The organism is Staphylococcus sp. HMSC069E10, from assembly GCF_001809205.1.
Classification (GTDB): Bacteria; Bacillota; Bacilli; order Staphylococcales; family Staphylococcaceae; genus Staphylococcus; species Staphylococcus hominis.
Window position 1 is genome coordinate 22,067 of record NZ_KV796472.1, and the last position, 14,597, is coordinate 36,663.

The 14,597-nt window shown below is 31.8% G+C and carries 15 protein-coding genes and 1 pseudogene; 9 read left to right on the forward strand and 7 right to left on the reverse strand.

Annotated elements, in window-relative coordinates:
- The first annotated feature begins 53 nt into the window (after window positions 1–53).
- The 8 genes and pseudogenes from HMPREF2561_RS02165 (at window position 54) to HMPREF2561_RS02200 (ending at window position 7,083) form a co-directional block, all read left to right on the forward strand.
- The gene (locus HMPREF2561_RS02165) at window positions 54–2,456 is read left to right on the forward strand and encodes a Na+/H+ antiporter subunit A (RefSeq protein WP_049419834.1); all 2,403 of its coding nucleotides are present in this window, start codon (window positions 54–56) and stop codon (window positions 2,454–2,456) included.
- On the forward strand, window positions 2,449–2,877 hold the full coding sequence (locus HMPREF2561_RS02170; RefSeq protein ID WP_049419833.1) for a Na(+)/H(+) antiporter subunit B: 429 nt from the start codon (window positions 2,449–2,451) through the stop codon (window positions 2,875–2,877). Before HMPREF2561_RS02165 ends, HMPREF2561_RS02170 begins: the two co-directional genes overlap by 8 nt.
- Entirely contained in the window at window positions 2,877–3,224 is a 348-nt protein-coding gene (gene mnhC1, locus HMPREF2561_RS02175; RefSeq protein WP_002448250.1) for a Na+/H+ antiporter Mnh1 subunit C, read from the forward strand. Before HMPREF2561_RS02170 ends, mnhC1 begins: the two co-directional genes overlap by 1 nt.
- Complete coding sequence (locus HMPREF2561_RS02180; RefSeq protein ID WP_017175852.1) at window positions 3,211–4,710, forward strand: Na+/H+ antiporter subunit D; 1,500 nt, start codon at window positions 3,211–3,213, stop codon at window positions 4,708–4,710. The genes mnhC1 and HMPREF2561_RS02180 overlap by 14 nt, the downstream gene beginning before the upstream one ends.
- Entirely contained in the window at window positions 4,710–5,189 is a 480-nt protein-coding gene (locus HMPREF2561_RS02185) for a Na+/H+ antiporter subunit E (RefSeq protein WP_017175853.1), read from the forward strand. The genes HMPREF2561_RS02180 and HMPREF2561_RS02185 overlap by 1 nt, the downstream gene beginning before the upstream one ends.
- Window positions 5,189–5,479: a Na(+)/H(+) antiporter subunit F1 gene (locus tag HMPREF2561_RS02190; protein WP_017175854.1), complete on the forward strand. Its 291-nt coding sequence runs from the start codon at window positions 5,189–5,191 to the stop codon at window positions 5,477–5,479. Before HMPREF2561_RS02185 ends, HMPREF2561_RS02190 begins: the two co-directional genes overlap by 1 nt.
- On the forward strand, window positions 5,457–5,813 hold the full coding sequence (locus tag HMPREF2561_RS02195; protein WP_017175855.1) for a Na+/H+ antiporter subunit G1: 357 nt from the start codon (window positions 5,457–5,459) through the stop codon (window positions 5,811–5,813). The genes HMPREF2561_RS02190 and HMPREF2561_RS02195 overlap by 23 nt, the downstream gene beginning before the upstream one ends.
- Window positions 5,814–5,922: 109 nt before the next feature.
- Window positions 5,923–7,083: pseudogene (locus HMPREF2561_RS02200) on the forward strand (NAD(P)-binding domain-containing protein).
- 57 nt (window positions 7,084–7,140) lie between these two features.
- Here the strand turns inward: HMPREF2561_RS02200 and HMPREF2561_RS02205 are convergent.
- The 6 genes from HMPREF2561_RS02205 to HMPREF2561_RS02230 form a co-directional block, all read right to left on the reverse strand.
- Entirely contained in the window at window positions 7,141–7,515 is a 375-nt protein-coding gene (locus HMPREF2561_RS02205; RefSeq protein ID WP_017175858.1) for a PaaI family thioesterase, read from the reverse strand.
- 18 nt (window positions 7,516–7,533) lie between these two features.
- Complete coding sequence (locus HMPREF2561_RS02210) at window positions 7,534–8,853, reverse strand: Na+/H+ antiporter family protein (protein WP_019835068.1); 1,320 nt, start codon at window positions 8,851–8,853, stop codon at window positions 7,534–7,536.
- A 193-nt stretch (window positions 8,854–9,046) separates the two neighbouring features.
- The gene (locus HMPREF2561_RS02215) at window positions 9,047–10,525 is read right to left on the reverse strand and encodes a M17 family metallopeptidase (protein WP_049415341.1); all 1,479 of its coding nucleotides are present in this window, start codon (window positions 10,523–10,525) and stop codon (window positions 9,047–9,049) included.
- 99 nt (window positions 10,526–10,624) lie between these two features.
- Window positions 10,625–11,833: an NAD(P)/FAD-dependent oxidoreductase gene (locus HMPREF2561_RS02220; RefSeq protein ID WP_017175861.1), complete on the reverse strand. Its 1,209-nt coding sequence runs from the start codon at window positions 11,831–11,833 to the stop codon at window positions 10,625–10,627.
- 328 nt (window positions 11,834–12,161) lie between these two features.
- Window positions 12,162–12,521 (reverse strand): HesB/IscA family protein, encoded by a 360-nt coding sequence (locus tag HMPREF2561_RS02225; protein WP_002448110.1) that lies wholly within the window; start codon window positions 12,519–12,521, stop codon window positions 12,162–12,164.
- Between the two features lie 12 nt (window positions 12,522–12,533).
- Window positions 12,534–12,779 carry a YuzB family protein gene (locus tag HMPREF2561_RS02230; RefSeq protein ID WP_017175862.1) on the reverse strand — a complete coding sequence of 82 codons (246 nt, stop codon included), beginning with the start codon at window positions 12,777–12,779 and terminating at the stop codon, window positions 12,534–12,536.
- 315 nt (window positions 12,780–13,094) lie between these two features.
- Here HMPREF2561_RS02230 and HMPREF2561_RS02235 point away from each other — a divergent pair, with 315 nt between their 5' ends.
- The gene (locus tag HMPREF2561_RS02235) at window positions 13,095–14,159 is read left to right on the forward strand and encodes an NAD(P)/FAD-dependent oxidoreductase (RefSeq protein WP_049419832.1); all 1,065 of its coding nucleotides are present in this window, start codon (window positions 13,095–13,097) and stop codon (window positions 14,157–14,159) included.
- An 89-nt stretch (window positions 14,160–14,248) separates the two neighbouring features.
- Here HMPREF2561_RS02235 and HMPREF2561_RS02240 read toward each other — a convergent pair whose 3' ends face one another.
- Window positions 14,249–14,572, reverse strand: a complete 324-nt coding sequence (locus HMPREF2561_RS02240) for a YuzD family protein (protein WP_048679904.1) — start codon at window positions 14,570–14,572, stop codon at window positions 14,249–14,251.
- Window positions 14,573–14,597 lie beyond the last annotated feature (25 nt).

Here is a 14,597-nt window from a genome sequence, read left to right on the forward strand (position 1 = left end):
AATTGATTGATGTATAATAAAATTTATAACAATTTTTGAAGGAGGAAAATATAGTGAGTTTGATACATATTGCGGTACTTTTACCGTTAATATTCGCACTCATTATTCCAATCCTTTATCGTTTCTTTAAAAAGATTCATTTAGGATGGTTTGTATTACCTGTTCCTGTTGTCTTATTTATTTATTTTTTATCTTATATTTCAACTACTCAATCAGGTAATACAGTAATAAAAACTTTCAATTGGATGCCACATATCGGCATGAATTTTGATATTTATCTTGATGGCTTAAGCATACTCTTTAGTTTGCTTATAACTGGCATTGGAAGTTTAGTAGTTCTTTATTCAATCGGTTATTTAGATAAATCTGAACGATTAGGGAATTTTTACTGTTATTTATTACTGTTTATGGGTGCAATGTTAGGCGTCGTACTCTCAGATAATATCATTATCTTATATCTATTCTGGGAATTAACTTCATTCTCAAGTTTTTTACTCATTTCTTTTTGGAGAGAAAAGAAAGCTTCTATATATGGAGCACAAAAGTCACTGATTATCACTGTATTTGGAGGACTTAGTTTACTTGGTGGATTAATCTTAATTTCACTTGCAGGACAATCATTAAGTCTACATTATTTAATCCATCATGTATCTCAAATACAAGACAGTGCTTTCTTTACACTTGCAATGGTTTTAATTATGTTAGCAGCTTTCACAAAATCTGCACAAGTGCCATTTTACATTTGGTTACCTGATGCAATGGAGGCACCTACTCCTGTCAGTGCATATTTACATTCAGCTACAATGGTTAAAGCAGGGTTATATCTTGTTGCACGTTTAACCCCATTATTCGCGATATCAGAAGGATGGATATGGACTATTACTTTAGTAGGCTTAATCACACTATTTTGGGCTTCATTAAATGCAACGAAACAACAAGATTTGAAAGGGATTCTAGCATTTTCTACAGTTTCACAATTGGGAATGATTATGTCTATGCTAGGTATTGGAGCTATAAGTTATCATTTTGAAGGTAGTGACAGTCAATTATATATCGCTGGTTTTACAGCAGCTGCTTTCCATTTAATTAACCATGCTACCTTTAAAGGTGCATTATTTATGATTACAGGTGCCATTGATCATGTGACAGGCACACGTGATGTAAAAAAATTGGGCGGTTTACTTACTATCATGCCAATTTCTTTTACTCTTACTGTAATTACAGCATTAAGTATGGCAGGTGTGCCACCATTTAATGGTTTCTTATCAAAAGAAAAATTCTTAGAGGCTATGATAGAAGCTACACACACGCCTCTATTTAGTTTAAATACTCTAGGTATTGTTTTTCCAATTTTAGCGATTGTAGGTAGTATATTTACATTTGTATATTCAATTAAATTCGTACTACATGTATTCTTTGGTAAATATCATTCTGATTTATTACCTAAGAAAGCACATGAAGCATCATTATTAATGTTAATTTCACCAGCAATTCTAGCAACGCTAGTTGTTGTTTTCGGACTATTCCCTGGACTATTAACACATTCTATAATCGAACCAGCTACTAAAGCCATAAGTGGAATATCAACCGTACATGCAGAATTCCATATGTTCCATGGTATTACTCCTGCGTTCATCTCTACTTTAACGATTTGGATTGTAGGTATTATCTTATTATTTACGTTCAATTATTGGATTCGTTTATTAAAAGCACAACCAGACAACTTAAAATTAAATTATTGGTATGATACTACTGGCAAATGGTTACCAAATCATTCCGCTTCTCTAACTAATTATTATGTTAATGGGTATGTACGGGATAGTTTAGTCTTTATTTTTGGTACATTAATTGTGTTAACACTCATCACATTAGTGAGGGTACCGTTTAGCTTTAATTTTAAAAATATAAATACAATTCACATCTATGAAATGATTATTATCATAATACTTACTATCTCAGCGTTCTTAGTTGTTACAGCAACATCTCGTTTATTTAGTATTATTATGCTTAGTGTTGTTGGCTATGCAGTATCAGTTTTATTTGTTTTCTTTAAGGCACCTGATTTAGCTTTAACACAATTTGTTGTTGAGTCTATCTCAACGGGTCTATTTCTATTATGTTTCTATCACTTGCCTAACTTAAATCGCTATAATGAAAAAACATCATTTAAATTAACGAATGCTATCATCTCTATTGGTGTTGGTTTGGTAGTGACAATATTAGGTCTTATCGCTTATGGTAATAGACATTTTTCTTCTATTGGAGAATATTACAAGGCACATGTTTATGACTTAGCACATGGTAAAAATATGGTTAACGTTATTCTCGTAGACTTCCGTGGTATGGATACCTTATTTGAATCTTCTGTATTAGGTATTGCAGGTCTTGCAGTTTACACGATGATTAAATTACGAAGTAAACGTAACAAAACAAGTGAGGTGGAAAGCAATGAATAGACAAAATAACAATTTAATGTTTCAGTATTCAGCTGTAATTATTGCTTTCTTAATTGCTCTTTTTGGTATTACTTTATTTTTAGCAGGACATTACACACCAGGTGGAGGATTTGTTGGTGGATTGCTTCTATCAACCGCTTTAACCATTATTATGATTGCATTTGATATAAAAACGATGCGTAAAATCTTTCCTTGGGATTTTAAAATCTTAATTGGTATTGGTTTATTATTCTGTGTAAGTACGCCTATAACAAGTTGGTTTTACGGAAAAAGTTTCTTTACACATACAGAATTTAATATTCCATTACCACTTCTACACTCTGTTCATATGAATACACCAATGTTCTTCGACTTTGGCGTTATGTGTGCAGTAATTGGTACAGTAATGACTATTATTATAACGATTGGAGAGAACGAATAGTGGAAATTATTATGATTATTGTATGTGGCATACTTACATCAATCAGTGTCTATCTCGTTTTATCTAAAAGTTTAATACGTATTATTATGGGAACAACGCTGATTACACATGCATCAAATTTATTTTTAATTACTATGGGAGGATTGAAACATGGTGAAATGCCAATATATGAAAAAGATATTCATCACTATGTAGATCCAATCCCTCATGCATTAATACTTACTGCAATTGTTATTGCATTTGCAACTACTGCTTTTTTCTTAGTCTTAGCTTTTAGAACGTATAAAGAATTAGGCACAGACAACATAGAACAAATGAAAGGAGTGCCTAGTGATGATAGCAACTAATATGGTTGTTCTTACATTAGTTATACCAATCATTACCGCTATTATTCTTATCTTTTTGGGTCAACGCTATCCATTAAAGCGTGCGGTCACATTGATAGGTTTAGTTTTAACTTTGATTGTAGCGATGATTAATTTAATTAATGTTAGTAAATTTGGTCCTCTTAAAGTAGAATTAGGTTCTTGGCCAGCCCCATATGGTATTATCTTTTTATTAGATACGTTAGGGGCAATGTTGATTGTAACGAGTATTATCATTACTCTGCTCATTACGATCTATTCTTTTTCAACTGCCGGAATCGATAGAGAGCGTTACTATTTTCATTTTTCAATCGTCTTTATGTTAGTGGGTATTATTGGTGCTTTCACTACTGGAGATATTTTTAACCTTTTCGTATTCTTTGAAGTCTTTTTAATGTCATCTTATGCATTGCTTGTATTAGGTGGTACACGTATTCAACTTCAAGAAACGGTCAAATATTTACTTATTAATGTTGTAACATCGACATTTTTCGTTATTGCTGTTGCTATCTTATATTCAATCGTCGGCACTTTAAATATGGCTGACATTAGCGTAAAACTGAATGAATTATCTCATTCACATCAAGGATTATTAAGTATTGTCTTTATTTTGTTCATCTTTGTGTTTGCAACTAAAGCTGGTGTTTTTCCATTATATGTTTGGTTACCTGGATCATACTATGCGCCACCTTTTGCTATCATTGCATTCTTCGGTGCTTTATTAACTAAAGTTGGCGTCTATGCTATTTTAAGAACACTTAGTCTTTTTTTCCATAACACAATGAGTTTTTCTCACTATACTATTTTATTCTTAGCACTATTAACGATTATATTTGGATCCATTGGTGCCATTGCTTATTATGATATTAAAAAAATTATTTTATATAATATTATGATTGCAGTAGGTGTCATACTCGTTGGTGTTGCTATGATGAGTAAATTAGGAATTATGGGTGCTATATATTATACCATTCACGATATGTTAGTTAAGACTGCACTTTTCTTAATTATTGGTGTCATGTATCAAATTACCAAAACATCAAATCTTAAGTCATTCGGTGGTTTAATTAAGACATATCCTATACTTGGTTGGTCTTTCTTTATTGCAGCTTTAAGCTTGGCTGGTATTCCCCCATTTAGTGGGTTTTATGGAAAATACTTTATTGTAAAAGCCGCTTTTGAAAAAGGATTTTATATCAGTGCAATTATCGTATTACTTTCAAGTTTAATCGTACTCTATTCTGTGATTCGTATTTTCCTACATGGTTTCTTTGGTGAACCTAAGGGATATAAACTGAATAACAAAGTAAATGTAAAACAAGCAACAATCGTTTCAGTAATTGCCGTTGTCATTACTGTACTATTTGGTTTATCTGCTGATGCACTTTATCCATTTATATCAGAAGCAGCTAAATCTTTCTATGATCCTAATGTTTATATTAAAAGTGTATTAGGAGGTAGATACTAATGGCTCTTCAATTTGTGTTAAATATTATATTAGCTATTATATGGATGTTTTTAAGTGGCAGTTATACATTTAATAACTTTTTACTAGGATTTTTAATAGGAATTGGGCTTGTTTACTTATTTAAAAAAGTATTGCCTGGTAGTTTTTATTTAAAAAGAGTTTATAAAGTCATTAAATTGATTGTTGTCTTTTTTATAGAATTAATGAAAGCCAATATTGATGTATCCAAAATTGTGTTACAGCCAAGACTTAAAAATCAACCTGGTTTCTTTATTTATCACACAGATTTAAAACATGATTGGCAAATTGTTTTATTATCTAATTTAATCACTTTAACACCAGGAACTGTCGTTTTAGGTATTAGTGATGATAGAACTAAAATATACATTCACTCAATTGACTTTAGTACGAAAGAAGAAGAAATTGAAAGCATTAAATCATCACTTGAAAAAGTAGTGAGAGAGGTGGGCGAAGCTTAATGGTAAAAACAATTATTATTATTGCTTTAATTGTCGTAGTATTATCGATGCTAGCAATGTTTATTCGTATTATTAAAGGTCCCACTTTACCTGATCGCGTCCTTGCACTAGACGCTATTGGCTTACAATTGATGGCGTGTGTTGCATTATATAGTGTATTTATCGGCTCACAATACTTACTTGTAGTTATTTTACTTATTGGTATTTTAGCTTTCTTAGGTACAGCAGTATTCTCTAAATTTATAGATAAAGGTAAGGTGATTGAACGTGATAGCAAAAATCATCATTAGTTTAGCCATCATTTTCATTATCTTAGGTGCATTGATAAGTGCAATTACTGCTATTGGTATTATTCGTTTAAAAGATGTCTATTCACGCGGTCATGCTGCAGGTAAATCTGCAACATTAGGTGCTATATTTTTATTATTTGGAACGTTTTTATATTTTATGGGAACAGAAGGATACGCCAATATGCAACTGATATTCGGCATTATTTTCATTTTGATTACTGGCCCTCTTTCTAGCCATTTAATGATGAAAGCATCATATAATAATAAAACGCCTTATACTAAAGATACAAAAATTGATGAACTTAAAGATGAATTTAACAATAAGAAAATATAATTTGATAAAAATCGAGGTACTTTCTTAAAGTGCTTCGATTTTTTGTTTTGAAAAAGATAGTTTTATGTTATTATAAATCGTAATAATTACGTTTTAAAGGAGTTTTATTATGCATCGGACTATTATTGGTGGCGGTATACAAGGAACCACTATAGCAATTAAGTTACGTGAAGTAGGCATGTCCATCCAAAATCTTACAATTATCGACCCTCATGATTCTTTATGCGAACAATTTCATAAATGCACAAATAGAATTGCTATGCCTTACTTACGTTCACCTATTGTACATCATATTCATCCTGACCCATTTCATTTGAAAAAATTTGCAAAAATGAATTAGTATATTAATCCAACTTTTGGTCGTTATCAAAGATCTCAAACAGAGATGTTTATGGATCACACACATGCTCAAATACATAACTATCATCTAAATCAAAGTTATATTCAAAGTTATGTTCAACGCATTGAAAAAAATCAAAGAGGATGGAGTATTACAACAAGTCATCATTCTGTCATTCAAACTGATTGTGTTGTTTTAGCACAAGGATGTCATAATGAACCTTTTGTCCCTGCCGCATTTACTCAAGCTAAAGATGTATGTCATATATTTAGTGATCATTTTAATTCTCAATTATTTTCACAATCATCTCATGTCATTGGAAGTGGTATTTCAGCTGCTCATTTAACATTAAAGGTTTTAAAATTAGATAAGAATAAAATCGTTCATTTATGGATGAATAAAAATATAGATATTCAACATTTTGATGCTGATCCTGGTTGGCTAGGTCCCAAAAAAATGAAGGCCTTTTTAAATTATTCTTCACATGAAGAAAAACTTCAAACAGTGTTAACAGAAAGACATAAAGGTTCAATGCCTCACGAGTTATATTTACACTTAAAGAAATATGTTCAAAACAAAAGACTTATCATACATAAAGAAGAGATTAAGGACTTAAAATCGCATCAAATTATTACTGAAAATTTAAATATCCCATATGATTACATTCTTTTAGCAACTGGATTTAAGCCTTCAATTTTGCAGCAACCCATGATACAATCCCTAATTCAAAATGCTAATGCTCCCCTCCTATCTTGTGGATTTCCAAAAATCACACATGAATTAGAATGGTTACCTCATTTATTTGTTGCTGGTGGACTAGCTGATTTAGAACTTGGTCCATTTGCTAGAAATATCATGGGAGGTAAAGAAGCAGTTCAAAGAATTTATAGCGTATTTCAAAGAATAAATCACCATAGAGAAGTATCATAAATATAAAATACTAGCCCGTAGATGAATATTTTCTACGGGCTAGTATTGTATAGTTTGTTATTTTAATGGTTTAATTCCTATTGTACCTCTCATGATACTAATTAATTTATCTTGATCACTTTTAATTTCTATATTCCATACTTGTGTCGTATGACCTTTATGAATAATAGAAGCGGTAGCAATCACGCGTCCCTCTTTTACTGAGTGAATATGATTGGCATTCATTTCTAAACCTAATGGGATAAAGTGTTTCGTATCAATTAAATGGGCAGCGCCTAATGAACAAGCTGTTTCACCTAATGCAATACTTGCACCACCATGTAGATAGCCAAAGGGTTGTTTAACCTTATCAGTGACTGGCATAGAAATTACAACTATTCCCTCATCTACTGTTTCGATTTTCATATCAAATGTTTCAAGTAAATTAGACATGTTGTCACCTCTTTTTTTCTATAATACCATTGCAGCTATTGTACCAAAAATCATCAATGGAACATTATAGAAAAGGAAGTTAGGTATACATGTATCTCTAATGTGATCATGTTGACCATCTACATTAAGACCTGCTGTGGGTCCAAGTGTTGAATCACTTGCTGGTGAACCAGAATCTCCAAGTGCAGCAGCTGTTCCTACTAAAGCAATTAATGCCATATTATCTAAACCAAGAGATGAACCTAGTGGTATAAATAAAGCTGCAATAATTGGAATCGTAGCAAAAGATGATCCAATGCCTAACGTAACAATAAGGCCAACAATATACATTGCAATAATAGTAATTAATTTATGTCCATTTGTAATCTCAGTTAAACTAGAAACTAATTTTTCAATATCACCAGTAGCATTCATGACACCGGCAAAACCGTTAGCTGATAAAATAACGACACCAATAAATGACATTATTTTTATTCCTTCTACAAATTGACTATCTAATTCATTCCATTTATAAATACCAGAAATAAAGAATATCAGCACTCCAGCTAATGCTCCAAAAATCATTGAATCCGTAAATGTTTGAACTAAGAAAGTAGCGAAAATAGCAACAATCGTAACAACTAATACATATGGCCGAATTTCTGCTATTTCTTCTTCATTATCTTTAAGTACCTCTTGCTTATATTCACGTGGTTTACGATAAACAAACAACCCAATCACTAAACCGACAATATAACCAAGTGAAGGAATTAACATTGCTTTCCAAATCATATTAAATTCGATAGGATGATGAGCTTTTTGAAATCCACTTTGTATAATTTGGTGGAAAATCTGTCCAAAGCCATAAGGTAGTAAAACATATGGCCAACATAAACCAAATCCTATAACTAAACCAATTAATCGTCTATCAATTTTCAAATCGTTAAATAGACTAAGTAATGGTGGAATTACAATTGGTATAAATGCAATATGTACTGGAATTAAGTTCTGACTCATAATACTCATTGCTAGTAATACTAAAATAATAATCACTTTTACTTTAATCCTTGATAAGCGGCTATTCTCAGTATGAATCGCACGAATAATTTTATTTACTAAATAATCTGTGATGCCACTATATGATATCAGTGCTGCAAAGCCCCCTAATAAAGCGTAACTTAATGCCACTTCCGAACCATCTACAATATTTTTACCGAATACACTAATTACTTTGTTTAAACTCATGCCCGATATTAGACCACCTACAAGTGAACTAATAAATAAACTAATGATAACATTCAGTCTTAAGAGACATAATATAATCATTAATATTACGGCAATAACTACAGCATTAAACATTATACTCACATCCTTTATCACTCTACCGAACTAAAGTGTATAATTATGTGATTAATAATATCAAGTAGTTAGGCGGTTGTCAACGCCTAATATAATAGTATTTTAAAAAAATAAACGTCTAAGGTATCAATGTACCTCAGACATTTATCTATTTTGCCTCACAATGAATGTATATTCATTTCTAACATCCATTTTATATTGATTGTCTTAACCAATTCACAATGGTCATTATCATGCTTCCTGTCGGACCTTTAGGACCTTTATAGTTATTTTTATTAATCGTTGCAGGACCTGCAATATCAAAATGAATATGTGGCGTTTGCTCACTAAAATGCGTAACGAAAGCTGCAGCAAATAAGGCTTTACCTTGTCCATTTGTATGATTCACTAAATCAGCGACCTCTGTATTACGAATCAATTGTTGTTCAGTTTGAGTAATAGGTAATTCAAAAGCGAATTCATCAACTTCTCTAGCACTTTTTAAAATGTGTTTCATATCTTCATCTGCATTCGAACTAAATAAAGCCGCCTTATCTTCTCCTAATGCCGCTATAGCAGCACCTGTAAGAGTAGCAAAATCACATATTAAACGTGGTTGAAATTGATTTGCATAAAATACGCCATCTCCTAAAACTAAACGGCCTTCAGCATCGCTATTTAAAACTTCTACTGTTTCACCACTTAAGGCAGTATATACATCATCTGGTTTCATAGCCTGTTGACTAATCATATTTTCTGCAGAGACAATGACACCTACAATATTTACTGGTAAAGATAATTTAGACGCAGCATCAATCATTCCTACAACGTTAGCAGCACCACACATATCAAATTTCATTGTTTGCATCCCCATTTTAGATTTGATGCTATAGCCACCAGAATCATATGTAATCCCTTTCCCAACTAATGCAATAGGTGCTTCATTTTTATCTGTTCCATGATACGTTAAAGTAATAACAACAGGAGGGTGAGTAGATCCTTTACCTACAGCATGTAGTAAACCAAAACCTTCTGATAACAATGTGTCATTATTTTTAATATCTACTGAAACAGAAGACGATTTAAAGTGATGTGCTACTTCACTTGCAAAGTATTCTGGAGTAAGTATATTGGGAGGCATATTACTAAAGTCACGTGCTATATTCACCGATTCACCAATCAAATACCCTGCTTTTATATTTTTTGTATCCTCATCACTATTAGATGATTCTATATATAATTCCAGTTGATATGGTGTGGATTTGTTAGATTTATAGTTGTTAAATTCATAAATCGATTGTCTACTTTGTAATCCGAAAATCTCTGCAATACTTGTTTTGTCAATTTGTTTTGAATTAAATGTATCAAAAAGAACATTTGCTTCTGTCACACGCTCTTTTTTTAGATATTGAAAAAGTGTACCAAATACTTTTAAAAATGAAGCATAAGATAATGTTTTCAAATTTCCTAGTCCAACCGTAATTAAACGTTTAGGTTCATTATTTATGTATAAAATAGTCGAAGATGTTTTTCCTAATTGACTACTTACAATATGTCGATGTCGGTAATTTTCAATAGTTTGTGTAAGGTCACTATTTTGATACGTGATCTTTCCAATTTGATTAAGATGATCGGGTACTCCTAGAATAATAACGTCGGTCATTTTATTCGAATTATAATTAAAATGTATCATATAACTCTCCTTTAAAATAAAGGAGTGAGATATTGAAATCTAGTTTGCTTCACAGATTTCGGTCTCACTCCTTAATGATTAAATATTTAATTTATTAACTTAGAATTTACCTTTTTTAAATGCTAATCCAACGCCACCCATTTTGAATACAGCACGTGTATCAATCACTTTTTTCATGAACGCAGCTTTTTTACCAGTAATGTCTCTACCAAACACATGACCTACACCATCATGTGAACCTAAAGAACAAACTGTACCACGATCAATATATTCGAAGTCAGTTGTAGCTTGGCCATTTAAGATATTTTCAATATTTTTAGCAACATGCGCACCTTGTTGCATAGCAATTTGAGCAGTTGTTGGTAATGGACGTTCCTCACCTGCTGGGATAAACGCAGAAACATCACCAATAACGAAGATATCATCATGACCATCGATTGTTAAATCTTGTTTAGTTACGATACGACCACGTTTTACACCTTCGAATGATTCTTCCATAAGTTGACTACCGCGAACTCCAGCAGCCCACACTGCAGTATTGGCTTCAAGTTGTTGTTCTTGATCATTTGTTTTAACTTTGAAACCTTTTTCATTACAAGCAACGATTGGCGTACCAATTTTAAATTCAACGCCACGTTCTTCTAAATAATTAACTACATAATTTACAAGATTTTCTGAGAACATTGGTAAAATTTTAGGCATAGCTTCAACACATGTAATTTTAACTTTATTTTGATCTACACCATATTTATTACATAATTCAGGAATTCTGTCTGTTAATTCACCTAAGAATTCAATACCTGTAAATCCAGCGCCACCTACTAAAATTGCTAAATCATTTTCATCTTTCTCTTTTGATGCAGCGTAGTTCGCAAATTTATCTTCAATATGACGAGATAATTCGCGAGCAGTATGAATATTTTCAATTTGGAACGCATGTTCTTTCATTCCGTTAATACCGAATGTTTCACTTTCAAATCCTAAAGCAACAACTAAAATATCATATTCAAAAATACCATGAGTAGTTTCTACTTTTTTAGCGTTTCTATCAATTTTAGTTACTTCTGCATTGATGAAGTTGACTTTATTTTTGTCAATTACACTTTCAATTGGATAAATTAAATCTTCATAATTTAACGTACCAGCTGACGCTTCGTGTAACCAAGTTGCTTCATAATGATATTTGTTTTTGTTAACTAAAGTGATTTCTGCTTCATTTGCAGATACTTCTTTTTGTAATTTAGTAACTGCTTGTAAACCTGCATATCCTGCACCTAATACAAGTACTTTTTTACGATTCTGTGCCATTTCATTCACCTAAGCTTTCGTATTTTTTCTTAAATGTAGATAAAGGCTACAAGTTTCAGAACATGTTGAAACGTAGTATTTTTATAATACAATAGTATTGTAAAAATACTAATTGTTTCGAAAAACTTTGAACTTAACCTATTTGTTCATCCCCATTTATAGTCTTAGTCAACACTTTTATATCCATTTTTGTGAACATTTATTCACAAAAAAGACAAAATTTAATCCACTTCCAATTTTATAGTTTTTATATCATATTTTCAAGCAACAACAGAACGATTATTTAAATTTATTATTACTATATTGTATTAACTTAAAAATATGAAACTTAACAATTTTCAGGATGTCCAGCTACTTTTGCTGTTCTAAAAGAACTGCCACATCCGCATGATGCAATTGCATTTGGATTGTCGATTTGGAATCCACCACCCATTAGTGATTGTTTAAAATCAATTTTAGTGCCATTCAGTACGGGAGCATCATCTTTATCTACTAAAACTTTTAATCCATAATATTCTAATACTTCATCATTTGATCCTGGAGCTTCTTCTGCAGACATACCATAGGTTAAACCTGTACATCCGCCACCATTCACTTTAATTTTTAAATAACCGTTTTCCATATGATTACTTTTCAACATGTCTTTTACTTCATAAGCTGCTGCTTCAGTAAGTGTTACTGTTGGCATTTCTAATCACTCCTATAATAAGTTTGTAAAATCATTTTCTTCTATGTGTTTATAAATATTGTTTAACAAATCTTCAGGTGTATCCCCTTCTATGACTTCTCCATCTACCAATGCATATAACCCAGAAGAACATAAACCACAATTATTGAGACATCCATATTCTAACACATCTACCTCAGGATCACTTTCGAGTTTATCGTAAACGTAGTCTCCGCCTTTGGCCATATTCGATATACAGAATTCGACTAATGGAAACATACTTCACCTTCTTTTTAATTTAATTATATTATTATAACAAATCTCTTTATATGTTGCATTGCTATGGTTTTTAACTAATTGTATTTTGCAATAACATTTTACATTCGTTTGTCGTTATTATTAAAAACATATATAATAAAATTATATTAATCTTTCATTTATTTGTTAGGGGACAATAAATGAAAAATAAGCGTTAAAATAGGCTGAATCACTTATTATTGAACCTATACTTTATTTATACAGTCTGACATTATAAAGGTCTGACATTAATACTACATAGACAATTGATATTTTAATGTAAAGGGGTAACATAATATGAAACATTTAGTTCTGCTTGGTGGAGGGTATGGTAATATGCGTATTATGTCGCGCATTCTTCCAGATGTTCTTCCTCAAGAATACACATTAACTCTTATAGATCGAATGCCGTTTCATGGTTTAAAACCTGAATTCTATGCGCTCGCTGCAGGCACAAAATCTGATAGTGATGTGCGAATGAATTTTCCTAATTCACATCGCGTAAATACAATTTATGGAGAAATAAGTGATATCGACTTAGATAACCAAATTGTTTCGGTAGGACAAACTAAAGTAGATTATAGTGAGTTGATTATCGGACTAGGTTGTGAAGATAAATATCATAATGTTCCAGGAGCTAAAGAATACACGCATAGTATTCAAACGCTTTCTAAAGCCCGTGAAACGTTTCATAGTATTAGCGAGTTACCTAAAGGAGCGCGTGTTGGAATTGTAGGAGCTGGCTTGAGTGGTATTGAATTAGCAAGTGAACTACGTGAAAGTCGCACAGATTTAGAAATTATTTTATATGATCGTGGACCTCGTATATTAAGAAATTTTCCAGAAAAATTAAGTAATTATATTGCGAAGTGGTTCCGCGAAAATAATGTAAACGTGGTTCCTAATTCTTTGATTGATAAAGTTGAGCAAGGAACAATTTATAATGGAGGTACACCAGAGCCTGTTGATATTGTAGTATGGACAGCAGGTATTCAACCCGTTGAAATTGTAAGAAAACTGCCTATTGATATTAATAAAAGTGGTCACGTTATCGTTAATCAATATCATCAAGTACCAACTTATAAAAATGTTTATGTAGTTGGAGATTGCGCAGCTTTACCACATGCGCCAAGTGCTCAATTAGCAGAAGTACAGGGTGATCAAATTGCCGATGTACTAAAAAAACAATGGAATCATGAACCACTTCCTGAAAAAATGCCTGAATTAAAAGTTCAAGGTTTCTTAGGTTCTCTAGGAGAGAAAAAAGGGTTTGCCTATATTATGGATCGCACAGTCACAGGACGTTTAGCGCATATATTAAAATCAGGTGTTTTGTGGCTATATAAATATCATAATGGATAAATAAAACTGGGAAGCAGGACAGAATTTAATTTTATTCATCATCTCAAGCTTCCCCACATTTTTATAAAAATTGAATACTGCACTTTATATTAATTGTTTATAATATATTGTTCTATAAAATGAGTCACTTTTTTTGACTGAATATAACCGTCAGCCACATATTCATCGTTCATTGTAATAAGCGGGTAAAACAACTCATCATTTTCAATTTGCTCAATATATTGTTGATCATGATCACTTAAATTTTCAGTTTCTTTTTGAAAATCGATATATGTATATTCGAAATGAATATTAGGATATTTTCTTTCTAATAATGGTTTTAGCCACTCATACGTATTTTTAGAAGTTGGTGCATTGACACAACTAGCACACACTACATCCGCACCGTAAACAACAACACTTACTTTTGTCATATATTAATCCCCCGTTTAGTTTTAT